Below are 20,604 nucleotides of genomic sequence, written 5' to 3'. Positions count from 1 at the left end.
GGAGGCAGTGGTGCGCGTCAAATCGACGAACGCCGCGGAGTGCGCCGGTCCGCGAGTACACGCCGCGCATCTTCGCCTCGACCACGACGTGGATGTACACAGCCACGACGCCGTGGAATTGGCTCTCGTTCGAGATGGCCGAGCGGTCCAGCGCAGTGCCGACGACGTGACGGACATACGTTCGGGTCACCTACTGATCCTCGCTCCCGGCTCGCGCCACAGCCTCGAATCGAACCGCCTGCTGACTACCAATGTGTTTCTGGATCCGACTCTGTTCGCCGACGAGTTGTCATGGATCACGAGAGTCCCGGGCTGGGGCGCCGCGGTGTCACCGGAGCCGCGCGCCCCTCGGCCCGTTCTGACCCTCGATGTCGACGACCGCACCCCACAACTGGCCGAACTTTTTGACGAACTCGCAGCAGGGACGGGCCGATCCCGAGATCTCGGGACTGGGGTTTTCGAGCAATATGCCCTTCTATTCGCAGCGTTCTCCGTGCTCGAGCCTCTCGTCTCCGCCACGGTAAGCCACAGTGAACAACGCGGTTACCGTGCGACGGTCGAGCAGGCTGTCGAGTTGATGAACAATTCCCTCGATCATCCGTGGACTCTGAGTTCGCTGGCCGCCGAGGTAGCGCTCTCGCCTTCACAATTGAGCCGCGTGTTCGTTGCCGACACCGGCTCCAGCCCGATGTCCTATCTCCAAACTTTGCGCGTCGAGCGTCTCGCATCCCTGTTGCGCACAACGGAACTCAGCGTTGCTGGGGCCGCACGCGCCGTTGGATGGCATGACCCCGGCCACGCAGCGCGCAGGTTCCGGTCCCGGTGGCAGTGCAGCCCGGTCCAGTACCGCGAACGGTTTCGCTGATCACCCGGCCTTTCCGGCACCCAGCCTTCCCGTCAGCTTGTGGTCCTCCCGGCACCCTGGGCCGCAACAGCTTTGCGTAGCTCGATCACTGCCGGACTGCTGTCGCCCTCGCGGGTACACAGATCGATCGAACACTGCTCGATGTCGGAAATGCGCACGAAACTGATATCCGAGCGGGTGTAGTACTCGGCAATGGTTGCTGCCGTTATCACCACCGCCCGACCGTTGGCGACAACCTCGAGTGCTTCGTCCATCGTGCGGACCGAGGGACCGTACCGGACGGGTACACCACTCGGGCGCGGGTCCACCGACCACCATTTCACCCATTCGGGTGGTGCGCCGTCACTCGAAACCTGCACAGTCCCATCTATTTCAGAAATCTCGATGCTCGCGCGACCCGCCAGTTGGTGCCCTCGAGGCAGAGCCACCACCCGCGGTTCGACGCCTATCCGTTCGAGCACCACACCGTCGAGCACCGGCAGTGGCGGTCGCACGAATGCCGCGTCGACGGTCGCGCTCGCCACCGCGGAAACCTGTTGGGACCAATCCAACTGGACGAGCTCCACCTCCGCATGCAACGAATCGATCACCGCACGCCCCAAACTCCCGGCAGCCCCGTTGATGAATCCGATCCGCAACCGCCTGGCCCGCCGACGCTCGAGTGCGTCGAGACCGTTCATCGCGCGAACGGCAAACTCGAGAGCGGGCCGCGCATCCGCGACGAACACCTCACCCGCGGCGGTGAGCACCACCGGATGCGAACTGCGATCGACCAACTCGACTCCCACCTGCTCCTCGAGTCGACGAATCTGCTGACTGAGGGCGGGCGTGGTGACGAACAGCCGGTCTGCCGCTCGCCCGAAGTGCCCTTCCGCTACGACGACGAGCAACGAGGACACCAAACGCAGATTCAGATCTTCGCCTCTTCTCGCCTTCTTCATTACCGTCCATTCGGTTGTTTTCGACCCGCCGACCGACTTAAAGTGACGACCATCACGGTATCTGAACAGCGGAGTTAAGCAAACTGGCAATTCTCGAACGAAGATCTACATGTACAGCGAATGCCTCGCCAGGTCACAGTTGTCGCAGATCCGGACAGCCCGCCGAATCTGCGAAACCAGGAGATGTGATGAGCAAGTACGAGCACGAATTCGTCCACATGATGGATGGCGTCGAAAAGCAATTGGAAACCATCGACAATCCGCGGCACCAGAAGATCCTCCGTAACTACCGACGCCACGCCTTGCTCGAGGTCTCCGGTCGCTACAAGGAAATCCTCTCGCCGGACATGACCGTCGAAGAACCCGTCTACCGGTTGTTCGAAGACGGTCAGTCGATTGTCCTCGACGGCATGGACGCCGTCACCAACTTCTACCAGTCACTCGCCGAGACGGACACCCTTGTCATGTGGACCGGGAAGTCCGACTTCGCGGTATCGGACAGCGGGTTCTCGGGTGAGACACTCTTCAGTCAATTCGTTCCTGGATCGATCCTCGGAGACGGGGTGTTCGGCGCGGTGCACGAATCGGGCGGATCCACGTCCGCAGCCCCTGAACAGTCGTCGGGCATCGACTCCGACGGTTGGTATCTCGTACGTCGGACCTTGGCATTCGTCTGGCCGTACGACGAGCAGGGTCGACTCATCGGTGAGCACGTCTACGAAGATTCTGCTTCGAAAGTCGTCACCAAGGTGGATCCGAGCGAGGTCATCACGGCAGCGCGCGCAGCCGAACTGCTTGCCCCACTGCTCGAAACGCACCTGCCGTGAGCGCGCCCGTAGCCATTGTCACGGGCGCAGCGGCCGGGTTGGGCGCCGCTATTGCCGAGCGGCTTGCCGAGGACTTCGGCACCCTGCTTCTACTCGACATCGAAGAGGCTGCACTCGCCGACACCGCAGCACGCCTGGAAAGCCTTGGCGTAGATCGGTGCCCGCTTGGGCGGTGACATGCTCGCGCACTACGGACCGTCGAAGGCCGCCGTGATCGAGATGAGTCACAGCGTCGCCCGGATCGGCGCGACTCGAGGGCTCCGTTCGAACACGGTCATGCCCGGGCTGATCCTCACCGACATGTGGCTGCGAACCATCAAGGAACTGCGTCGGCGCGATGCTGCACTAGCGGGCGTTTCCGATGCTGATGTCTTCGATTCTTTTGTTGCCCAAATGGTTCCGATGGGTCGAGCCCAGACGCCCGGAGACATCGCCGAGATGGTCGCGTTCTTGCTCAGCGACAAGGCTCGCAACGTCACCGGGCAGACGATTGCCGTCGACGGCGGCGCCGTGATGACCTGATCGAGTCGATGGCGGTCAGCCCCAGCGCGACTGACCGCCGTCGAGCGGGATCGTGGCACCCGTCAGGTAACCGGCGTCTTCACTGACGAGGAAGACGACGGCACGACCGATGTCGGTCTCGGGATCTCCGACGCGTCCCAGCGGGATACCCGCGACAAAAGCCGCCGCCTCTTCCGGATTCTTGTCCATCCACCACTGCAACGCGGGGGTCTTGGCGTGCGGGGCGACGTTGAGAACGCGGATGTTGTCCTTGCCCCATTCGCAGGCGGCAGCGCGGGTCAACGAGCGCATGCCTTCCTTGATGGAACCGTAAGCGCCGTAGTTACTCGCATCCCAGCGCACGGCTGCCGAGGTGACCATGTTGATGATGACGCCGCCCCCACGACTGTTCATGTGCGGGTACGACGCCTGCATCATGCGCAGGGTGGCGAGTGGGCCCGTCGCGAAAGAACGCTCGAAGTCTTCGTCCAGCACGCTCAAGAGCGGGCCGGGCTTGCAGTCGTTGGCGTTGTTGACCAGGATGTCGATTCCGCCGAACAGTTCGACGGTTCGGTCCACGGCCGCCGTGATGTCGTCCTTCTTACTGACGTCACAAACCACGGCCTCACCGCGCGCACCGATGTCAGCGAGTAGTCCGCAGGTGGTGTGCAACTTGGATTCGGTGCGACCGGCAACGGCGATCACGGCGCCCTCTTTGGCCAAGGCCAGGGCAATCCCCTGCCCGATTCCCTGACCCGCACCCGTGATGAGTGCAACTTTGCCTTCGAGCTTGCCCATGTGACTACTCCAATGTCTGTCGACGCAGAGGTCCCTTTGCGGGAGGGACCGGTCGATTCTGGTGACTGCCGCCGTTTGTCGTCTACACTCGACCTACAAAACAACCAAGCACTTGCTTGACCCTAAGGTGTGCGACCACGTCGCGTCAATCACATTGGGCGGCAATTCAGCTCGGCACCGCACCAGGAAGGCTCCACCGTGACACTGCCCAACCCCGTCGATTTCAGCGGACGCTCGGTGATCGTCACCGGCGGCACCAAAGGCATCGGCTACGTCATCGCCGAAACCTTCCTCGCCGCGGGTGCGAACGTGCTGGTCTGTGGCCGTAACGAGCCCGAAAACCTACCCACCGCCGACGGCCGTAGCGCAGCCTTTCGCGCCACTGACGTCCGCGATCCCGCCGACGCCGCAGCCCTCGTCCAGGATGCCGTCGAGCGCTTCGGCCGTCTGGACGTCCTGGTCAACAACGCCGGCGGCTCCCCCGATGCCGATGCTGCGACGGTGTCACCCCGCTTCGTCGAGAAGATCGTGGCCCTGAACCTGTTGGCACCCTTCAACGTTGCCCAGGCCGCCAACGCAGTGATGCAGACTCAGGACGACGGCGGTGCCATCATCAACATCGGCAGTGTCTCGGCAATCGATCCGCAGCCCGGAACCGCGGCGTACAGCGCAGCCAAGGCCGGCCTCCTCGTTCTGACCAAGGCATTGGCCCTCGAATGGGCGCCGAAGGTCCGGATCAACCACATCACCACCGGCCTGATCCGTACCGAGGCTGCCGCCGAGGTCTACGGCGCCGACGGCGGCGCGGCGGTCACCAGGACCATTCCGATGGAGCGCATGGCCGTCCCGGCCGATATCGCAAACTCCTGCCTGTTCCTGGCGAGCCCACTCTCCTCGTACGTCAACGGCGCCGACATCGCCGTTCACGGCGGCGGTGAGTACCCGGCTCGCTACATGGCGACCCATCAGGACTGAACACAAGCACAGAGCAGCCCCTGAGCGAATCGCTCAGGGGCTGCTTCTTCGTGCAAACAACTGCGAGGCGCGACGGGGGGTCAAGCGCCCCGCAGTTGAGTCTGCGGATGCTAGCGAGCGGAGAAGCTCACTCGCGCACCGGAAATCGCTACCTGACCATCCTTGTGCACCTGGAAGGCCAGGTCGTCAGGAGTACCCCACGCAACGATGGACGGCGCCTCACCCGGATGAATAGCCGCCGCAAATCGACCCTCGAGGCTCACGAGGTCTGCCGGATGCACTCCGGCGACCCGGGCAAGCTCGAGCGTGCTGGCAGCCAACGTGCACAGCCCGTGCATGATCGGACGCGGCTGATTGATCCGCGCCGCAGCCTCGGGATCGATGTGGATGTGGTGCATGTCGCCCAGGAGCCGGTACATCGCCGTCTGGTTCTCCGCTGTGGTCAGCACACCGGTCAGCGAAGGCTCACCGGTCGGCTCCGCCGGACGTGAGGGTCCACGTTCTGCGCCGAATCCACCGGCACCGGGAGCAAAAAGTGACCAGGTCGCGACGAAGTACTCGCACTCGACCTTCACTTCGAACACCGCTGCTGCGCCCTTGTCCCACACCTCGCCGACCGAAGCCTTCAACGTCACCTCGCCGCTACGCGGAAGCGGAGCAAGCACTTTCAACTCTTGCGAGCCGTGCAGTGCCGTCGAGGTGTCGAAGGCGCCCGCCGAGCCCAGAGCGTCGGGAGCCCACTGTGCCAGCGTCAGAGCAAAAGTCGGCAGTACCCGAAGCTGATCCTCGAAGACGAGGTCCAGCTCGGTTGACTTGGCGCCCACGGCGAGTGCGTACAAGATCGCGTCGCGCTCGGTGTACGCCACGGTGCGGGTGCCGAGATCGGCTCCGCGCCAATCGCCGGCGGTCTTCGCAGCTTCCGAAGTTGTCACTGTCATTTCCTCTCTTAAACAGCGCCCAGAACGAGACCGCTGGTGGGCACTGCCGTTCCGGCTGTGACCAAGACGTTTTCGACTCCGGCGGGCTGATTGGTCGACGTTCCTCGGACCAGTCGCACACCTTCGGCAATTCCGTTGACGCCGTGCAGGTATGCCTCGCCGACCTGACCACCGTGAGTGTTGGACGGCAAGCGTCCACCGATCTCGAGGTTGCCTTCGCGAATGAAGTCCTTGGCTTCGCCTGGCTTGCAGAAGCCCAGTTCTTCGAGCTGCGGAAGCACCAACGGGGTGAAGTGGTCGTACAGAATCGCGGCGTTGATGTCATCAGGGGTCAGGCCGCTCTGGCCGTACAACTGACGAGCAACCAGGCCCATCTCCGGGATACCCGAGATGTCAGGACGGTAGTAGCTGGTCATCATGTGCTGATCCTTGCTACTGCCCTGAGCGGCGCCCTTGATGATGACGGGCTTGTTGGCCAGATCCTTTGCGCGCTCGGCAGACACGATGACCAATGCCTGGCCGCCGTCGGTTTCCTGGCAGCAGTCGAGCAGGTGCAGAGGCTCGGCGATCCAGCGCGAGTTCTGATGGTCCTCGAGTGTGATCGAACGCTCGTAGAACCAGGCAGCCGGGTTGTTGGCGGCATGCTTGCGCGCCACCACTGCAACTCGTCCGAAGTCCTCACTCGTCGCACCGTACTGGTGCATGTAGCGGCGGGCGAACATGGCGACCCACTGAGCGGGAGTCGACAATCCCTGCGGAGTCATCCACGCATATGCCGCGCGATCCGCGGTGCTGTCCATGGGTCGATCGTGCTGCCCAAGGCCGTAGCGCACACCGGAGCGCTCGTTGAAGGCGCGGTAACAAACCACGACGTCGGCAACACCCGTCGCAACTGCCATGGCCGCCTGCTGCACGGTGGCACACGCGGCGCCGCCGCCGTAGTGAATGCGCGAGAAGAACTTCAGCTCGCCGAGGCCACAGTTGCGAGCCACAATGGCTTCGCCGTTCGTCTCCGACGTGTAGGTGGACAGACCGTCGACCTCGGACGGGTCGATACCGGCGTCAGCGAGTGCCGCGACGATGGCCTCACACGCCAACTGCAGTTCGGTGCGGCCGGAGTTCTTGGAGAACTCGGTGGATCCGATGCCGACGATGGCGGCGGTTCCCGAGAGTGGGCTGATCGCCATCAGGGCCTCTCCTCTTCCTTGAAAGCGACTGCGACGGTGCCGGATGCATGATTGCCGAGGCTGTTTGCACCCTGCACCTTGACCACGACCACTCCATCTTCCTTGGACACGACCTCACCGGTCATCGTCATGGTGTCACCCGGGTAGTTGGGCGCCCCGAGACGAATGGCGATGCGGCGCAAGGTCGATGCAGATCCGGCCCAGTCCGTGACGTATCGACCGACAAGACCGTTGCTCGTGAGGATGTTCATGAAGACATCCTTGGATCCGCGCTCTTGGGCCAGGCTCGGATCGTGGTGCACGTCCTGAAAATCGCGAGTGGCGATTGCCGTGGCGACGATCAACGTACGGGTCAACGGGATCGCCAACTCGGGCAATGCCTCTCCGACAACGACGTCTGCGTAACTACGACCGGCAAGAACGGTCATGCGAGCACCTCCACACCGGATGCGAGCTGCGCACCCAGACGCGCGAGATCGGAGCTGGAACCGCCGAGGGTGGCAGCAATCTGCTTGCCCCACAAGAGGTGACGGTGAACCGGGTAGTCGGTGTCGACGCCCATACCGCCGTGAACATGCGTGGTGCGATGCACGACGCGCTGTCCGCCGTCGGTTGCCCACCACTTGGCGACGAGTACCGAGGTGCCGAGATCCAGTCCCTCGGAGATACGCCAGGCGGCCTGCCACAGTGTCACCCTCATCGCTTCGAGATCGATGTAGCAGTCAGCGAGTTGATGATTGACGGCCTGGAAGGTCGCCAGCGGACGGCCGAACTGCTTGCGGCCGTTCAGGTACGTGACAGCCTGCGCGACTGCACCCGAGCCGACACCCCATTGAATTGCGGCCAACGCCAGTTCAACTCGGTCGATCAGCCACGGAACCGTCTTACCATCGGCCGCACCGATCAGCTGCGCGGGGGCACCGGCAAAGGTGACGTTGGCACAGATCTCCCAGTTGGTGGACTGCGTCTGCTCGAGCGTCACTCCTTCGGCGCTCAGGTCCACCAGCAGCAGTGCCGTACCGGTGGAAGCGGTTGCCGAAACGAGAGCAAGGTTCGCGACGTGAGTCATCGGCACTACTGCCTTCTCACCCGTCACGGTCCAGTTGCCGTCGGCGTCCTGCTCGGCCGTGGTCAGCGGGTCGCCGCCCGTGTACGGCCCGAATTCCTCGAGCCCGACGGTCAGGAATCGACTGCCGTCGGCAACACTCGGAAGGAGCTCGGCACGAAGGGAATCGGAACCGAACTCGTTGACAGCCAATGCCGCAAGGATCGTTTCCCAGATCGGCACGGCCGCAACGTGACGGCCCTGCTCCTCCAGCAGTGCGTACAGCTCGGACAAGCCGAGTCCGCCGCCGCCGAACTCCTCGGGCAGTGCGATACCGAGCAGGCCGGTACTCGCGAGTTCTCGCCACAGTTCGCGGTCGACACGCTCGGCGGAAAGTTCGATCTCCTTGGTGCGCTCGATCGTTGCCTTGCTGGTGAAGACCTCGTCGGCCAGTGAGCGAATCGCGTCCTGCTCTTCGCTGAAATTGAAGTCCATCAGTGCTCCTCGCGTACGGCCGGCCGGAACGCGGGAAGCGTCAGATCCGGGTCGGCGTCGATCCAGTCAAGTTCCACGGGCATGTCGACCACGACATCTTCGGGCGCGATACCCACCATGTTGGCGATCAATCGGGTTCCCTCTTCGAGTTCGATTACCGCAACGATGAGCGGGTAGTCGAACGCGTCGATCTTGGGGTGATGATTGACCACGAAGCTGTACACCGTGCCACGCCCCGACGCGTCGATCGTGTCCCACTCGAGTGACTGGCACTCGCCGCACATCGGGCCGGTGGGATGACGCAACGCCTTGCAGGACCTGCAGCGCTGGATCACCAGACGGTGCTCTTTGGCCGCTTCGAACCAGAAAGCGTTGTCCGCGTTGAGAGCCGGACGCGGACGCAGTGCGCGCGGCGCCTCCGGTGCAGCAGCTTCCTGAGGCTTGAACCGCAGCGTCCGCCACCGTTGGGTGCCGACAACTTCGTCGTCGCCGTTGCGGTACGTCTTGAGCGTCGTCACGAAGTGTCCGACGCCGAGTCCGGTCTTCTTTTCAGGGGAAATCGACTCGATGACCTCGGTGTAGTTCACGCGATCGCCTGGGCGCAGTTCGGCGAAGAACTCCTGATCGGAATCGGTGGCGACGACGGAACTGTAGCCGGCCGCGTCGAGGGTGGCGATCAGATCGGTCCACACCTGTGACGGGTCGTTGCCCGCCATCTTGTCGGTGAACGTCCGCATGATCCAAACCTGAAGCATCTGAGCGGGAGCGACGACGCCGTCACGGCCGGTGGCGCGGGCAGCGTCGTCGTCGAGGTAAACGGGGTTGGTATCGCCCATGGTCTCGGCCCAATGCCGGATCATGGGGATGTTGACCTCGTCTGGCCCCCAGGTTGTGGGAACAAGCGTCTGGCCGACAAAAGCGTCGAGTTGCGCCGAAATGTCGCTCACTTGACCCTCTTTTCGCGAACGAGTCCCAAGCCGATGGTGCCGACCATGTCACGCAGAACCTCGTTGACGCCGCCGCCGAAGGTATTGACAACACCCTGACGGGAGATCTGCTCGATCTGACCGGCAAGCAAAGCGCCCGGAGACTCGGGGCGGATGCGTCCGGCGGAGCCGAGAATTCCGAGCAGGGTGCGGTAGACGTCGACGTGAGTCTCGGTCCCGTACGTCTTGGTAGCGCCGGCGTCGGCTCCGGAGAGCGTGTCCTGTGCGACGGCTGCCGTCATCTTCCAGTTCAGCAGTCGCATGGCCTCGAGCTTGGCGTGTGTACGAGCGAAGTCCTGCTGCACCCACGGGATGTTGATGGCGCCGTTTTCCTTGGCCCAGTCCAGAACCAGGTTCCACAGACCGTACGTGCGACCACCGATGGCCGCCAAGCCGATTCGTTCGTGATTGAGCTGAGCGGTGATGAGCTGCCAGCCGCCGTTGACCTCGCCGACAACGTCCTTCGACGGAACACGAATGCCGGAGTAGTACGTGGACGTCACCATCAAACCGCCGACGGTGTTGATCGGTGACCACTCGAAGCCTGCGTCCTCCGTGGGGACGATCAGGATCGAGATGCCCTTGTGCTTGGGGGCGTCCGCGTCGGTGCGGCAGGCCAGCCACACGTAGTCGGCGGTGTTTGCGCCACTGGTGAAGATCTTGTTGCCGTCGACGATCCACTCGTCACCGTCGAGAACCGCACGAGTCTTGAGTGATGCGAGGTCGGTGCCGGCCTCGGGCTCGGTGTAGCCGATGGCGAAGACGATGTCGCCGGCAAGAATGCCGGGCAGGAATCGTTCCTTCTGCTCTTCGGTGCCGTACTTCATCAACGTCGGCCCGACGGTATTGACCGTCACGAAGGGGAACGGCAGTCCCGCGCGCTGAACCTCGTCGAAGAACACGAACTGTTCTTCGATGGAGCGGCCCTGTCCACCGAATTCCTTGGGCCAACCGATGCCGAGCCAGCCGTCCTTACCCAGCAACTTCACGATCTCGCGGAAGTACTCGCCGCCCACACCTTGCTCGCCGGCCGCGCGACGCTTCTCTTCCGGCAGCAGCGCCGCGAAGTACGCGCGCAACTCCTTGCGGAGCTCCTGCTGCTCGGGCGATTCCCTCAGATCCATCGCTGTTTCTCCTATGGCATTCATGGCTGGCAACTCTTGGTCTGGACGCTAACCAGATGCCCAGGTGGGCGCTGTGAATGTCTCGTTGAGCGGGAAGCCGAAACATGAGCGGCGTCACATAGGGTGAGATATGCCCATGGACTCCTCGGATCGCGTCGCTCTCACCGACTTGGCCGCCAGGTATGCACAGGCCGTCGACCGCCGAAACACCACCGCGCTTGCGGCTCTCTTCACTGACGACGTGGCATTCGTCTTGCCGCCGGCATTGAACGGAACGGATGCGCCGACGGAGATACGTGGGAACACCGTCGTCAGCAGTTCGGTGGTCGACGCCGTCTCACATCTGCACTCGACCCGGCACATCGTCGAGCAGCAGATCCTCGACCTCGACAGCCCCACCACCGCGCACGGTGAGGCCTACTGCTCCGCTCACCACATCTATCCGCGGGGCGAGGGCCACCGGGACAACCGGATCGAGATTCGTTATCAGGACAGCTTCGAAAAGGTCGACGGCACCTGGTTGTTCTCGCGTCGTGAATTGGTAGTCGATTTTGCCGAGGACGTTCCGGTCATCCTGCTCGGACAATAGGTACAGGAAAAAATCGCGGTGATTCTGTATCTCCTCACGGGAGGTTTACCGGGCTAGCGTTCAGCAACTGTCACGCCATCTCGGCGTGACGTTCGGCTATGTCTTGGAGATTCACATGTCACGCTCGCGCACCAGAAGATTCCTCGCTGCCTTCGCAGTGGCCGCCGTCGCAGTCGGAACCGTCGCAGCGTGCTCGAGCGACAGTTCCTCCGATGAGAACGCGCCCCTTCGCATCGTCGCTTCTTCGGTTCCGCACGCCGAGATCTTGAAGTTCGTCGAAGAAAAGGGCCTGCTCGGCGACACCAAGATCGAGGTCAGCGAGATCACCGGCGACCTCGACGCCAACGAGGTGCTCGAAGCGGGCGACACCGACGCCAACTTCTTCCAGCACGTGCCGTACCAGGAATCGTGGTCGAAGGAAAAGGGTGTCGACGACCTGGTCGCCGTGGCGAAGGTCCACGTCGAGCCCCTCGGTGCATATTCCAAGAAGGTCACCAACGTGGCCGACCTGCGCCAGGGCGCAACGGTCGCGTTGTCCAACAACGTGACGAACTTCGCCCGTGGGCTGTACCTGCTGCAGCAGGCCGGTTTGATCAAGCTCGATCAGCAGTTGGGCGCCCCCGGCACCGACATCACGCAGATCAGCGAGAAGAACATCATCGACAACCCCAAGGGACTCACGTTCACCCAGGTCGATCCCCCGCAGCTTCCGCGCACTCTCGACGACGGAAATGTCGATCTTGCAATCATCAACGGCAACTACGCAATCGAAGGCGGCCTCAATCCCGCCAAGGACGCACTGGTGCTCGAGAAGGCCGAGGGCAACCCGTACGCCAACGTCCTGACGGTTCGTACCTCCCTCGAAAACGATGCGCGAGTGCAGAAGTTGGCCGAGGCGTTGACGTCCACCGACGTCGCGACGTTCATCGAGCAGACCTACCAGGGCTCGGTCATTCCGGCCAGCGCTACCTGATCGAGACCCGTCATGGTCTTCTCGATCGAATCGGTCTCCAAGGAATACGGCAGCGGCACAAAAGTTCTGCATGCACTCGATTCCGTGTCGCTGAAAATCGAAGACGGCGAAATCTTCGGCATCATCGGCAAAAGCGGCGCCGGTAAATCGACTCTGCTGCGCTGCCTCAACCTGCTCGAACGCCCGACCAGTGGCCGGATTCTGTTGGGCGACACCGATCTGACCGCGTTGAGCCCGGCGCAGTTGCGCGATGCACGCAAGCGGATCGGTGTCGTGTTCCAGCATTTCAACCTGCTGCACTCCCGCTCGGTCGCCGCCAACATCGCCTTTCCTCTCGAAGTGGCGGGGTACTCGCGGGCAGATCGCCGTGCCCGCGTCGACGAGCTGATCGAGTTGGTCGGCCTGGAAGACCGACGTGACGCCTTCCCTTCGCAACTGTCCGGCGGACAGAAACAACGGGTCGGGATCGCGAGGGCCTTGGCGGCTTCTCCCGATGTCCTCCTGTGCGACGAAGCCACTAGCGCCCTCGACTCGGATACGACCGATTCGATCCTCGACCTGCTCGCCGACCTCAATCGACGTCTGGGTGTGACCATTGTTCTGATCACCCACGAGCTCAACGTGGTTCGACGGATTTGTCACCGCGCCGCCCTGATCGACCAGGGACGCATCGTCGACGAGGGAACGCTCACCGAACTGGTTGCGGACCCGGACTCACCCCTCGGCGAGGCGATACTGCCGACGGGAACGGTGCGAACGTCCCCGACCGGAATTCCGGCACTCCTCACCTTTGTCGATTCGCTGTCGACCTCGCCTGTGATTTCCCAACTCTCGCGCGATCTCGATGTCGACGTCACCGTGATCTCCGGCGGTATCGAGGACATCGGAGCCCATCAGGTCGGCCGCCTTCGCGTGGAGTTCGCCTCGCACACCGGACTCGCCAACGACGAAGAGACAAGAAAGTCTGTCGAAGAACATCTTTCGCAGCGCGGAGTGAAGGTGACGTTCTCATGAACAAGACGTCCTGGCAGGATTCCCTGGGCGAAGCATGGGAAGCCCTACTCGACACGCTCTACATGGTCGGCGTCTCGTTCGTGCTCACCGTGATCATCGGTATCGCCCTCGGCGTTCTGTTGCACGCGAGCGCGCCCGACGGAATCCGTCCGAACCGCGTTCTCAATTCGGTACTGGGCACCGTGGTGAACATCGGCCGTTCGCTGCCGTTCGTCATTTTGTTGGTCCTCCTCATCCCGGCGACGCGGGCGATCGTCGGAACAGCGCTCGGGGCGACGGCAGCGATCGTCCCGCTGACCATCGGCTCGGTGCCCTTCTTCGCTCGCGTCGTCGAGAACGCACTGCGTGAGGTCGATTCCGGACGCGTCGAAGCAGCACGATCCATGGGCGCCACCGACAAGGACATCATCGTCAAAGTGCTACTGCCCGAATCAGTTCCGGGATTGGTAGCCGGAGCAACCCTGACGGCGGTGATGCTGATCGGTTTCTCGGCCATGGCAGGCGCCATCGGCGCCGGCGGTCTCGGCGACTTCGCGATCAAGTACGGCTACCAACGATTCAACACCCCGGTGTTGTTCGTCGCTGTCGTGATCTTGATCGTGTTGGTTCAAGCAATCCAGTCGACCGGCGATCTCGTAGTTCGTTCGATGGCACACAAGCGGTAACCGATCAGCTCGACACCATCGCGATCGCAGTTCGCAGGCCGCGCCGCTTACCGGTCTGCGGATCGACGCCGAAGACTTCCTTGATTCCGCCGCGGATGCGGAACTTCAACTCCGAGTGTGTCTCCGGAGCATCGTCCTGGGACGCGGAGAGAAACCTGTTGGGCAGCGACAACTTCCAGATGGTCCTCAGCGTCAATCCGTACTGCTTCCACAGCGGCCCGGTGGTGTACGGGAGGTCGTACTTGTCACACAAGTCCCGCAGCGGCACCGCGATTTCCGAGTACCGATTGCTCGGCAGGTCAGGGAAGCAGTGATGCTCGATCTGGTAGCAGAGGTTGCCGCTCATGAAGGCCATGACGGGGCCGGCATGAAAGTTGGCGGACCCCAGCATCTGTCGTAAGTACCACTGAGCGCGGGATTCGTTCTCGAATTCCTCGAGCGTGAACTTCTCGGCACCGTCGGGGAAGTGCCCGCAGAAGATGACGGCGTAACTCCAATAGTTACGGATGAGATTTGCAACGGCGTTGGCCGTCAACGTGGTCTTCCACGCCGGGCCGGTCAGGGCGGGGAACAGGATGTAATCCTTCGCCACCTGACGCGCGATCTTCTTTCCGACGTCCTTGGCCATCTCCGATTTCTCGGACCACTTCACCTCGCCCTTGCGAAGCTTGTCGGTCTCGAGGTGATGCAGTGCGACGCCCCACTCGAAGAGGGTCGCCAGCACGAAATTCGTGATCGGTTGGAAGAGATAGTCGGCGTGCCACTTCTGATCGCGCGTGACGCGCATGATGCCGTAGCCGACATCGTTGTCGAGGCCGACGATGTTGGTGAACTTGTGATGAGTGAAGTTGTGCGAGTGCTTCCATCCCGAGGACGGGCAGGTGTTGTCCCACTCCCAGTTGCTCGAGTGAATCTCGGGATCGTTCATCCAGTCCCACTGACCGTGGATGATGTTGTGGCCGAGTTCCATGTTCTCGATGATCTTGCCGACCCCAAGCAGCGCAGTCCCCAGAATCCAGGCAGGCTTCTTCTTGCTGGCGAACAAGACGATGCGGCCGGCCACCATCAGAGAGCGTTGAAACGCGATCGTCCGCTGGATGTATCGAGCATCGTGCGCGCCGCGCTTCTCCTCGATGTCGAGCCGAATGGCGTCCAACTCGCGCCCGAGCGCTTCGACGTCTTCCTCGGTGAGATGGGCATATTCCTTGATGTCGGTGATCGCCACAGTGTTTCTCCGTATCGGTTTTCTCCGTGCCGCAGGACTGGTCCGTCGGGCGGTACCCCTGGGAGCCGGTGCGGAAACGTCAGCCCCGATATTCATGTGCGTCTTCACGCAATCTATGCCAAAGTCGATATACGTGAGCCCCGAAAACAAGATCACCATCCGCACCGCTACCGAGAGCGACTGGCCGGCTCTCCAACTACTCGACTCGGTGGGGTTCGGTTTTCACCCGTCTCCCGCGGTCAGCGAACTGACGAAGGCGCTCTACAAGCCCGAGGACATCATCCTCGCCGTCGACGGTGACCTACCCGTCGGCGTGGCCATCGAAATCGACATGGAATTCACCGTGCCCGGCGGACGCCAGCTCCCCACGCGCGGGATCACCTGGGTATCCGTCGCACCGACTCACCGTCGCCGTGGCGTCCTACGCTCGATGTTCACTGCACTTCACGCCCACATCGAGTCGACCGGAGCACCACTTGCCGCCCTGACGGCCAGCGAGGCCGGCATCTACAACCGCTTCGGATACGGCCCGGCCACCTTCAGCGAGGGCATCACCCTCGATCGCCGCTTCGCGCGGTTCCGCCCCGAGGTGCCCGACAACGGTGGCGTGTCGATTGTCGACGTCAAAGCTGCCTCGACGCTTCTACCCGAGATCTACGATCGCTGGCGACTGCTGACACCCGGCGCTCAATTGCGTCCGCAACCGCTCTGGGACCATATGTTCGCCGACCCGTCCGAGGATCGTGACGGCGCCTCCGGACTGTTCTTTCTGACACACGCGGACGGATACATCGCTTACCGGCACACGAGCGAGGGCCGCGACAGCATCGCCCGGATCGACGAGTTCGTGACGATCACCGAAGACGCGCACGCGGCGCTGTGGCGCACGATCTGCGGCCTCGACCTCGTCACCCGGATCGAGACACGCCAACATCCTGCCGATCCACTCCGGCTGATGCTGACGGACTACCGCCTTGCCCGAACGACGACACGCTCCGATCGACTGTGGCTGCGCATCATGGACGTGCCCGCGGCTCTCGAGGCTCGTGAATATGCTGCTGACCTGGACACCGTCATCAAGGTCGAAGATCCGTTCCTGAAGGCCGGCGGAACTTTTGCACTTCAGGTCAAGGGTGGCAAGGCCACCTGTACGGCCACTGACGCGGAGCCCGCGATCACGATGCCCTCTGATGTCCTGAGCAGCTTGTACCTGGGCGAGCACCAGGCCAAGACCTTCGCGGCGGCGCACCGACTCCACGCGTCCGATCCGCGGGAGATCCGGAATTTCGACTTCGCTTTCAACGCAGAGAAGCCCGCAATTCTCGGGTACGGATTCTGATGATCTTGCCGACACGGGCATCGACGATTTGTGCCGTCGGTCGTATTCAGGGTTAGCCTCGAACAATGGCGTTTGTCGAAAAGATGGTCAATAGGCTTCCTGAGCGGGTTCTCGTGCGCGTCCTGCCGCACGCAGAAATGCTCAAGTTCCTGGTGGTCGGCGGCATCGCCTTCATCGTCACCACGGTGCTGTTCTTCGGCATCAAGTGGACGGTTCTGCCTCAGCACCCGGTGACGGCCAACATCCTTGCGGTCCTGATCGCGACGGTTCTGTCCTACGTCCTCAACCGCGAATGGTCGTTTGCTCAGCGCGGTGGTCGACAGCGCCATCACGAGGCCGCTCTGTTCTTCATCGTCGCGGGTATCGGTTTGGCCATCAACCAGGTACCTCTCTGGACCTCCAGGTACGTGTTCCACCTGCGTCAACCCGAGGTGTCGGTGTTGATGGAGAACTTCGCGGACTTCATCAGCGGATCGATCATCGGGACCCTGCTGGCGACGGCCTTCCGCTGGTGGGCCATGCGTCGGTACGTCTTCCCCGAAGAAGCCACCGACAGCCAGGTCGTTCTCGACATCGAAGCGACTCCCGGCACCAAGACGCCGACAACCGACGCCACCGCCCTCGACTGACGTCCCGGATCGACGCACCCGATCGCTCGCGCTTCGATCAGAGTTCGTCGATACCGATCAGCCCGTCCTGAAGGGCCCGTGCAAGCAGCGCCATCTTCGTCGGGGCTGTCCGGCCCACTTCGTCGTACTTCCCTCGAATACGCGCGAGATGCGTATTAACCGTCCCCTCCGCGATGTACAACTCACGGGAGACTTCGGCTTTCGAGTCGCAGCGAATCCAGGTCAACAGCACCTGCACTTCACGCCTACTGAGGCTGGGTGAGTCAGCAGTCTTCATCGGTGGTGTCCCTTACTTCCAGGCTTTCAGCGCGGTCGAACTCCCATGGAAACGGAGCATGGTCGCAGGGTCACTCCGTTTGTTGACTGGGATAACTCTCGAGCGAGAGTGAACACTCTCAGAACACCACTCGAGTAGGCCTTGACCTCGGTAGAGTCTTGTTTGCCCGTTATGTGCGGGAGAGACTGTCGAACGACCGAAGGACCGGCGATGACTGACCGCGACGCCTCCACCATGCAATTTGTCGATGCCGGCGTGACGTCTCTCGTCGATGCCCCTCGAGACATTCTCGAACGCGGACTTCGGAGCGAACAGGTCGTCAACCAAGCCGGTGCGTCGCAGGCCACGTTCTTTCGCAAGTTCCGCACCAAATCCGAATTCATCGAGGCCGTGATCACCAGCCTCACCGAATCGACCTTGCACAGCGCAGACAAAGTGAAGCAGACCGTGCGTGCGCAGCTGGCCGCAAACGACGACGCGCTTCGTCCGACGGTCACCACTCTCGTCAAAGAGGCATTCGATGCAATCGTCAACGACGCGTCGACTGCAAGAAGCCTTCTCTCACACATTTTTGCGGGCTCGCACCGGCGAACCTCCACCGCTCTGGAAAACGAATATCGTCGACGCGACGAGCTCGTATCCGCGGCCTACGAGGCCCTTTTCGAGAAAACCGACGCAACACTCCGAAGGCCGTTCACCACCAAGACCTTCGCTGTCACGGTCAACGCAGTGATCGACGGCTTCCGCATTCGTAGCCGCATCGATTCCCGCTCCGTCTCACCCGACATCATGTCCGACGCACTGCTCGCGATACTGGGCGCCGTCGTCGACACGTCCGGCCTTCACCAACACCTCGATGACGTTGTCGGTCCCATCGACCAGCCCGCCGAGCCGCGTCCGCTGCCGCGTGATCCGCGAGCCGCGTTTCTCGCCGCTGCGCGTAGCGAATTCGGCAAGCGCGGATACTTCATGACGCAGATCAACGACATCGCCGACACGGCGGCAGTTCCCCGCGCCGCCGCCAACAAACTGTTTCCCACCAAGCCCCACATCTTGGTGGCAGCCCTTCAGAGCCGCGTGGACTCACTGCGAGAGACCGTTGCCGACGACATCCTGATCGGTCTCGGTGACGTCGCGATCATCGAGAACTTCCTACTCCGCTGCGCACAACTAACCTCTGAGGAAACAGAGTTCATGGATGCACTGCTGGTTGCCGTTGCCCACGACACCTACGGCGAGCCCGAGAGCCTGCTCTCGCTCAAAGAGAAACTCAACATCCCCTCGATCATCGCGCCGATTGTGCAGCGCGGCCAGGACAACGGAGCGATGTCGTCCATCAGTGCTCCGATGGACATCGCCGCAGGCATCACCAACACCCTCCTACTGAGGTGCTTCACCCGCCGATCGGACAGCCCAGCCGACAACGCTGCCTTCGTCGGCGCGATGGTCCTGAACGGGCTGGCCCATCCCTGATCAGACGAAGGACTACGCGCCGAGCCCCAGCCGCTTCGAGCATTCAGCCATTTCGTCGATGATCAATTCCAACGACGTGCCACGACGGCTCGCGGACAACACGATTCGATCGGCTCCCAACCCGCGTGCCCACTCGAGTTTCGCTTCGTCGAGCCTGGGCAGTGTCGCACCGAGTACCAGCGAGACGTCGGCAGGATCTCGATCTGCCTTCACCGCAGCCGCTTTCATCGCCGCTACAGCCTTGTCGAGATCTTCACCGGCCAGTCCCAGCGGCTGGAAACCATCACCCAACCGGCCTGCTCGCCGAGCAGCAGCGAGACTGTGTCCACCGATGTAGAGCGGAACTCCGGATTCGCGGTGCGGCTTCGGCCAGCTGTACGCACCCTTGAACGAGAAGTAATCGCCGTCGAAATCGACTGCTTCCTTGCCCTCCCAGAGTGAACGCATCACCGCGATGGCCTCATCGGCTACCTTGCCGCGGCGCTCGAAGTCACCGCCGCACGCTTCGATCTCTTCCTTCATCCAGCCCAGACCGAGACAGATGCGCAATCGCCCACCCGAAAGTCGATCCAGCGTCGCCAAGCGCTTGGCAAGCACTACCGGATTGTGGTTGGGAAGCACCAGAACTCCGGTGGACAGACCCAAAGTCGTTGTGGCGCCGGCAACAAATGACAGTAGTTCCAGTGGATCCGGGATGTCACAGTCATCGGGTAGGTGAGATTTTCCGGTCGGAGAGTACGGGTATTCGCTCGCCGTATCCGCGATGACAACCGAGTGCTCTACGGCCGAGATCTCGTCGAAACCCAACGATTCGGCGGCACGGGCGAATTGCAGAATCCAGTCGGGATCTCCACTTCGACCCAATTCGACCGGAACAACTACGCCGAGCTTCATACCGTTTCCTCCAGTGTCGCCATCAATTTCGGACCGTCCACGACGCGACCGAGGAACCGGTCCGCATCCGGATCTGTTGCAAGCCACACCGCAGCAGCGGCGGGCACGGATGCCGGTGTGGCCGCAAATCCGGCTTCCACTATCGCGTCCGCGCCACCACGGGCTTTCCCTGATTCCGTGATGACAAATCCCGGACTCAGGTTGAACGCTTTGACTCCGGCGCCTCGATACTCCGAGTTGATCGCTCCGGCGATACGTCCGAACGACGCCTTCGACGCGGCGTACGACAAACCCCAACCACCCTCGCCGGGAGGCGCAGGCGGATCCAGGGTCGCCGAACCAGATGCGAGGTTGACGACCACCCCGTTGCCGCTCTTGATCATCGACGGCAGTATCACCTGAATCAACGCAAGCTGGTGCAGATAGTTGCCGATCGCCATCGCCTGGGCGTCGTCGATCTCGATGTCGAGCACCCGGTCCATGTTTCCGACCGTCTGGGCGTAGGCGTTGTTCACCAACACGTCGACATGTCCCCACTCCGCCAGCACCCGTTCACCGGCGCCGCGGACGGAGGCCAGATCGAGCAGGTTCATCGGAACGGCCAATGCGCGCACACCGAAGGACTCGATCTCGGCAACCGTCGTCTCCAGGCTGCCGGGTACCGGAATGACCTGCTCCCCCTGCCTCGTTCGCGGGGCCGCCCGCCCTTCGCCTTCACGAACGGTGCGAGCAGTGATTGCAACGTCGAATCCGGCGCGCGCGAATGCCAGCGCGCACTCACGGCCGATCCCCCGGGAAGCGCCGGTAACCAGCGCAACACCACTCATAGGAACCGCGTGCGGCC

General features: G+C 62.4%; 24 protein-coding genes. 12 read left to right on the top strand and 12 right to left on the bottom strand.

Going from position 1 to position 20,604, the window contains the following annotated elements; all coding sequences use genetic code 11:
* Positions 1 to 10 precede the first annotated feature (10 nt).
* Complete coding sequence (locus EEB12_RS20125) at positions 11 to 865, top strand: AraC family transcriptional regulator (protein WP_158510638.1); 855 nt, start codon at positions 11 to 13, stop codon at positions 863 to 865.
* Between the two features lie 32 nt (positions 866 to 897).
* Here the strand turns inward: EEB12_RS20125 and EEB12_RS20120 are convergent, their stop codons facing one another.
* Complete coding sequence (locus EEB12_RS20120; protein ID WP_141488381.1) at positions 898 to 1,806, bottom strand: LysR family transcriptional regulator; 909 nt, start codon at positions 1,804 to 1,806, stop codon at positions 898 to 900.
* A gap of 188 nt (positions 1,807 to 1,994) precedes the next feature.
* Between EEB12_RS20120 and EEB12_RS20115 the strand changes: the two genes are divergently transcribed.
* The 3 genes from EEB12_RS20115 to EEB12_RS20110 are packed head-to-tail and all read left to right on the top strand — an operon-like array spanning position 1,995 to position 3,155.
* Positions 1,995 to 2,633, top strand: a complete 639-nt coding sequence (locus EEB12_RS20115) for a hypothetical protein (protein WP_021345538.1) — start codon at positions 1,995 to 1,997, stop codon at positions 2,631 to 2,633.
* The gene (locus EEB12_RS30890) at positions 2,630 to 2,809 is read left to right on the top strand and encodes an SDR family NAD(P)-dependent oxidoreductase (RefSeq protein WP_020909129.1); all 180 of its coding nucleotides are present in this window, start codon (positions 2,630 to 2,632) and stop codon (positions 2,807 to 2,809) included. Before EEB12_RS20115 ends, EEB12_RS30890 begins: the two co-directional genes overlap by 4 nt.
* A gap of 1 nt (position 2,810) precedes the next feature.
* A complete protein-coding gene (locus EEB12_RS20110; RefSeq protein WP_019745294.1) occupies positions 2,811 to 3,155 on the top strand; it encodes an SDR family NAD(P)-dependent oxidoreductase in 345 nt (114 codons plus the stop codon).
* 15 nt (positions 3,156 to 3,170) lie between these two features.
* Here the strand turns inward: EEB12_RS20110 and EEB12_RS20105 are convergent, their stop codons facing one another.
* Positions 3,171 to 3,932 (bottom strand): SDR family NAD(P)-dependent oxidoreductase, encoded by a 762-nt coding sequence (locus EEB12_RS20105; protein ID WP_020909130.1) that lies wholly within the window; start codon positions 3,930 to 3,932, stop codon positions 3,171 to 3,173.
* A 198-nt stretch (positions 3,933 to 4,130) separates the two neighbouring features.
* Between EEB12_RS20105 and EEB12_RS20100 the strand changes: the two genes are divergently transcribed.
* Positions 4,131 to 4,907, top strand: a complete 777-nt coding sequence (locus tag EEB12_RS20100; protein ID WP_003940546.1) for an SDR family oxidoreductase — start codon at positions 4,131 to 4,133, stop codon at positions 4,905 to 4,907.
* Between the two features lie 110 nt (positions 4,908 to 5,017).
* On the opposite strand, the gene EEB12_RS20095 is transcribed toward EEB12_RS20100, so the two are convergent.
* The 6 genes from EEB12_RS20095 to EEB12_RS20070 are packed head-to-tail and all read right to left on the bottom strand — an operon-like array spanning position 5,018 to position 10,682.
* Positions 5,018 to 5,839: a MaoC/PaaZ C-terminal domain-containing protein gene (locus EEB12_RS20095; protein ID WP_141488380.1), complete on the bottom strand. Its 822-nt coding sequence runs from the start codon at positions 5,837 to 5,839 to the stop codon at positions 5,018 to 5,020.
* A gap of 14 nt (positions 5,840 to 5,853) precedes the next feature.
* Positions 5,854 to 7,032, bottom strand: coding sequence for a lipid-transfer protein (locus EEB12_RS20090; protein WP_141488379.1), 1,179 nt, complete (start codon positions 7,030 to 7,032; stop codon positions 5,854 to 5,856).
* On the bottom strand, positions 7,032 to 7,460 hold the full coding sequence (locus EEB12_RS20085; RefSeq protein WP_003940399.1) for a MaoC family dehydratase: 429 nt from the start codon (positions 7,458 to 7,460) through the stop codon (positions 7,032 to 7,034). The genes EEB12_RS20090 and EEB12_RS20085 overlap by 1 nt, the downstream gene beginning before the upstream one ends.
* On the bottom strand, positions 7,457 to 8,572 hold the full coding sequence (locus EEB12_RS20080; protein ID WP_141488378.1) for an acyl-CoA dehydrogenase family protein: 1,116 nt from the start codon (positions 8,570 to 8,572) through the stop codon (positions 7,457 to 7,459). The genes EEB12_RS20085 and EEB12_RS20080 overlap by 4 nt, the downstream gene beginning before the upstream one ends.
* Entirely contained in the window at positions 8,572 to 9,519 is a 948-nt protein-coding gene (locus tag EEB12_RS20075; RefSeq protein ID WP_141488377.1) for a bifunctional MaoC family dehydratase N-terminal/OB-fold nucleic acid binding domain-containing protein, read from the bottom strand. Before EEB12_RS20075 ends, EEB12_RS20080 begins: the two co-directional genes overlap by 1 nt.
* Complete coding sequence (locus EEB12_RS20070; protein ID WP_020970792.1) at positions 9,516 to 10,682, bottom strand: acyl-CoA dehydrogenase family protein; 1,167 nt, start codon at positions 10,680 to 10,682, stop codon at positions 9,516 to 9,518. The genes EEB12_RS20075 and EEB12_RS20070 overlap by 4 nt, the downstream gene beginning before the upstream one ends.
* Before the next feature lie 130 nt (positions 10,683 to 10,812).
* Here EEB12_RS20070 and EEB12_RS20065 point away from each other — a divergent pair, with 130 nt between their 5' ends.
* The 4 genes from EEB12_RS20065 (at position 10,813) to EEB12_RS20050 (ending at position 13,923) form a co-directional block, all read left to right on the top strand.
* A complete protein-coding gene (locus EEB12_RS20065; RefSeq protein ID WP_141488376.1) occupies positions 10,813 to 11,271 on the top strand; it encodes a nuclear transport factor 2 family protein in 459 nt (152 codons plus the stop codon).
* 115 nt (positions 11,272 to 11,386) lie between these two features.
* Positions 11,387 to 12,244 (top strand): MetQ/NlpA family ABC transporter substrate-binding protein, encoded by an 858-nt coding sequence (locus EEB12_RS20060; protein WP_084324961.1) that lies wholly within the window; start codon positions 11,387 to 11,389, stop codon positions 12,242 to 12,244.
* A 12-nt stretch (positions 12,245 to 12,256) separates the two neighbouring features.
* Positions 12,257 to 13,258 (top strand): methionine ABC transporter ATP-binding protein, encoded by a 1,002-nt coding sequence (locus EEB12_RS20055; RefSeq protein WP_141488375.1) that lies wholly within the window; start codon positions 12,257 to 12,259, stop codon positions 13,256 to 13,258.
* On the top strand, positions 13,255 to 13,923 hold the full coding sequence (locus EEB12_RS20050) for a methionine ABC transporter permease (protein WP_021345548.1): 669 nt from the start codon (positions 13,255 to 13,257) through the stop codon (positions 13,921 to 13,923). The genes EEB12_RS20055 and EEB12_RS20050 overlap by 4 nt, the downstream gene beginning before the upstream one ends.
* A 4-nt stretch (positions 13,924 to 13,927) precedes the next feature.
* Here EEB12_RS20050 and EEB12_RS20045 read toward each other — a convergent pair whose 3' ends face one another.
* Complete coding sequence (locus EEB12_RS20045; protein ID WP_003939858.1) at positions 13,928 to 15,148, bottom strand: fatty acid desaturase family protein; 1,221 nt, start codon at positions 15,146 to 15,148, stop codon at positions 13,928 to 13,930.
* 133 nt (positions 15,149 to 15,281) lie between these two features.
* Between EEB12_RS20045 and EEB12_RS20040 the strand changes: the two genes are divergently transcribed.
* Positions 15,282 to 16,487, top strand: a complete 1,206-nt coding sequence (locus EEB12_RS20040) for an enhanced intracellular survival protein Eis (RefSeq protein ID WP_029537021.1) — start codon at positions 15,282 to 15,284, stop codon at positions 16,485 to 16,487.
* A 65-nt stretch (positions 16,488 to 16,552) separates the two neighbouring features.
* Positions 16,553 to 17,116, top strand: a complete 564-nt coding sequence (locus EEB12_RS20035; RefSeq protein WP_003939753.1) for a GtrA family protein — start codon at positions 16,553 to 16,555, stop codon at positions 17,114 to 17,116.
* A gap of 37 nt (positions 17,117 to 17,153) precedes the next feature.
* On the opposite strand, the gene EEB12_RS20030 is transcribed toward EEB12_RS20035, so the two are convergent.
* Positions 17,154 to 17,393: a LuxR C-terminal-related transcriptional regulator gene (locus EEB12_RS20030; RefSeq protein WP_020909141.1), complete on the bottom strand. Its 240-nt coding sequence runs from the start codon at positions 17,391 to 17,393 to the stop codon at positions 17,154 to 17,156.
* Positions 17,394 to 17,603: 210 nt separating this feature from the next.
* Here EEB12_RS20030 and EEB12_RS20025 point away from each other — a divergent pair, with 210 nt between their 5' ends.
* Positions 17,604 to 18,866: a TetR/AcrR family transcriptional regulator gene (locus EEB12_RS20025; protein ID WP_141488374.1), complete on the top strand. Its 1,263-nt coding sequence runs from the start codon at positions 17,604 to 17,606 to the stop codon at positions 18,864 to 18,866.
* A 12-nt stretch (positions 18,867 to 18,878) separates the two neighbouring features.
* Here the strand turns inward: EEB12_RS20025 and EEB12_RS20020 are convergent, their stop codons facing one another.
* Positions 18,879 to 19,760 (bottom strand): LLM class F420-dependent oxidoreductase, encoded by an 882-nt coding sequence (locus EEB12_RS20020; protein ID WP_019745306.1) that lies wholly within the window; start codon positions 19,758 to 19,760, stop codon positions 18,879 to 18,881.
* Positions 19,757 to 20,587 carry an SDR family NAD(P)-dependent oxidoreductase gene (locus tag EEB12_RS20015; protein ID WP_020970801.1) on the bottom strand — a complete coding sequence of 277 codons (831 nt, stop codon included), beginning with the start codon at positions 20,585 to 20,587 and terminating at the stop codon, positions 19,757 to 19,759. The genes EEB12_RS20020 and EEB12_RS20015 overlap by 4 nt, the downstream gene beginning before the upstream one ends.
* Between the last annotated feature and the right edge of the window lie 17 nt (positions 20,588 to 20,604).

The organism is Rhodococcus sp. WS1 (assembly GCF_003797745.1).
GTDB lineage: Bacteria > Actinomycetota > Actinomycetes > Mycobacteriales > Mycobacteriaceae > Rhodococcus_F > Rhodococcus_F erythropolis.
The sequence above is the reverse complement of the archived record's forward strand: the minus strand, read 5'-3'. Positions and strand labels throughout refer to the sequence as shown.

Excerpts from the sequence above, each read along its gene's own strand:
- EEB12_RS20120 (WP_141488381.1), bottom strand. The coding sequence starts at position 1,806 with ATGAAGAAGGCGAGAAGAGGCGAAGATCTGAATCTGCGTTTGGTGTCC.
- EEB12_RS20115 (WP_021345538.1), top strand. The coding sequence starts at position 1,995 with ATGAGCAAGTACGAGCACGAATTCGTCCACATGATGGATGGCGTCGAA.
- EEB12_RS20110 (WP_019745294.1), top strand. The coding sequence starts at position 2,811 with ATGCTCGCGCACTACGGACCGTCGAAGGCCGCCGTGATCGAGATGAGT.
- EEB12_RS20105 (WP_020909130.1), bottom strand. The coding sequence starts at position 3,932 with ATGGGCAAGCTCGAAGGCAAAGTTGCACTCATCACGGGTGCGGGTCAG.
- EEB12_RS20090 (WP_141488379.1), bottom strand. The coding sequence starts at position 7,032 with ATGGCGATCAGCCCACTCTCGGGAACCGCCGCCATCGTCGGCATCGGA.
- EEB12_RS20085 (WP_003940399.1), bottom strand. The coding sequence starts at position 7,460 with ATGACCGTTCTTGCCGGTCGTAGTTACGCAGACGTCGTTGTCGGAGAG.
- EEB12_RS20080 (WP_141488378.1), bottom strand. The coding sequence starts at position 8,572 with ATGGACTTCAATTTCAGCGAAGAGCAGGACGCGATTCGCTCACTGGCC.
- EEB12_RS20070 (WP_020970792.1), bottom strand. The coding sequence starts at position 10,682 with ATGGATCTGAGGGAATCGCCCGAGCAGCAGGAGCTCCGCAAGGAGTTG.
- EEB12_RS20065 (WP_141488376.1), top strand. The coding sequence starts at position 10,813 with ATGCCCATGGACTCCTCGGATCGCGTCGCTCTCACCGACTTGGCCGCC.
- EEB12_RS20060 (WP_084324961.1), top strand. The coding sequence starts at position 11,387 with ATGTCACGCTCGCGCACCAGAAGATTCCTCGCTGCCTTCGCAGTGGCC.
- EEB12_RS20055 (WP_141488375.1), top strand. The coding sequence starts at position 12,257 with ATGGTCTTCTCGATCGAATCGGTCTCCAAGGAATACGGCAGCGGCACA.
- EEB12_RS20050 (WP_021345548.1), top strand. The coding sequence starts at position 13,255 with ATGAACAAGACGTCCTGGCAGGATTCCCTGGGCGAAGCATGGGAAGCC.
- EEB12_RS20035 (WP_003939753.1), top strand. The coding sequence starts at position 16,553 with ATGGCGTTTGTCGAAAAGATGGTCAATAGGCTTCCTGAGCGGGTTCTC.
- EEB12_RS20030 (WP_020909141.1), bottom strand. The coding sequence starts at position 17,393 with ATGAAGACTGCTGACTCACCCAGCCTCAGTAGGCGTGAAGTGCAGGTG.
- EEB12_RS20025 (WP_141488374.1), top strand. The coding sequence starts at position 17,604 with ATGACTGACCGCGACGCCTCCACCATGCAATTTGTCGATGCCGGCGTG.
- EEB12_RS20020 (WP_019745306.1), bottom strand. The coding sequence starts at position 19,760 with ATGAAGCTCGGCGTAGTTGTTCCGGTCGAATTGGGTCGAAGTGGAGAT.
- EEB12_RS20015 (WP_020970801.1), bottom strand. The coding sequence starts at position 20,587 with ATGAGTGGTGTTGCGCTGGTTACCGGCGCTTCCCGGGGGATCGGCCGT.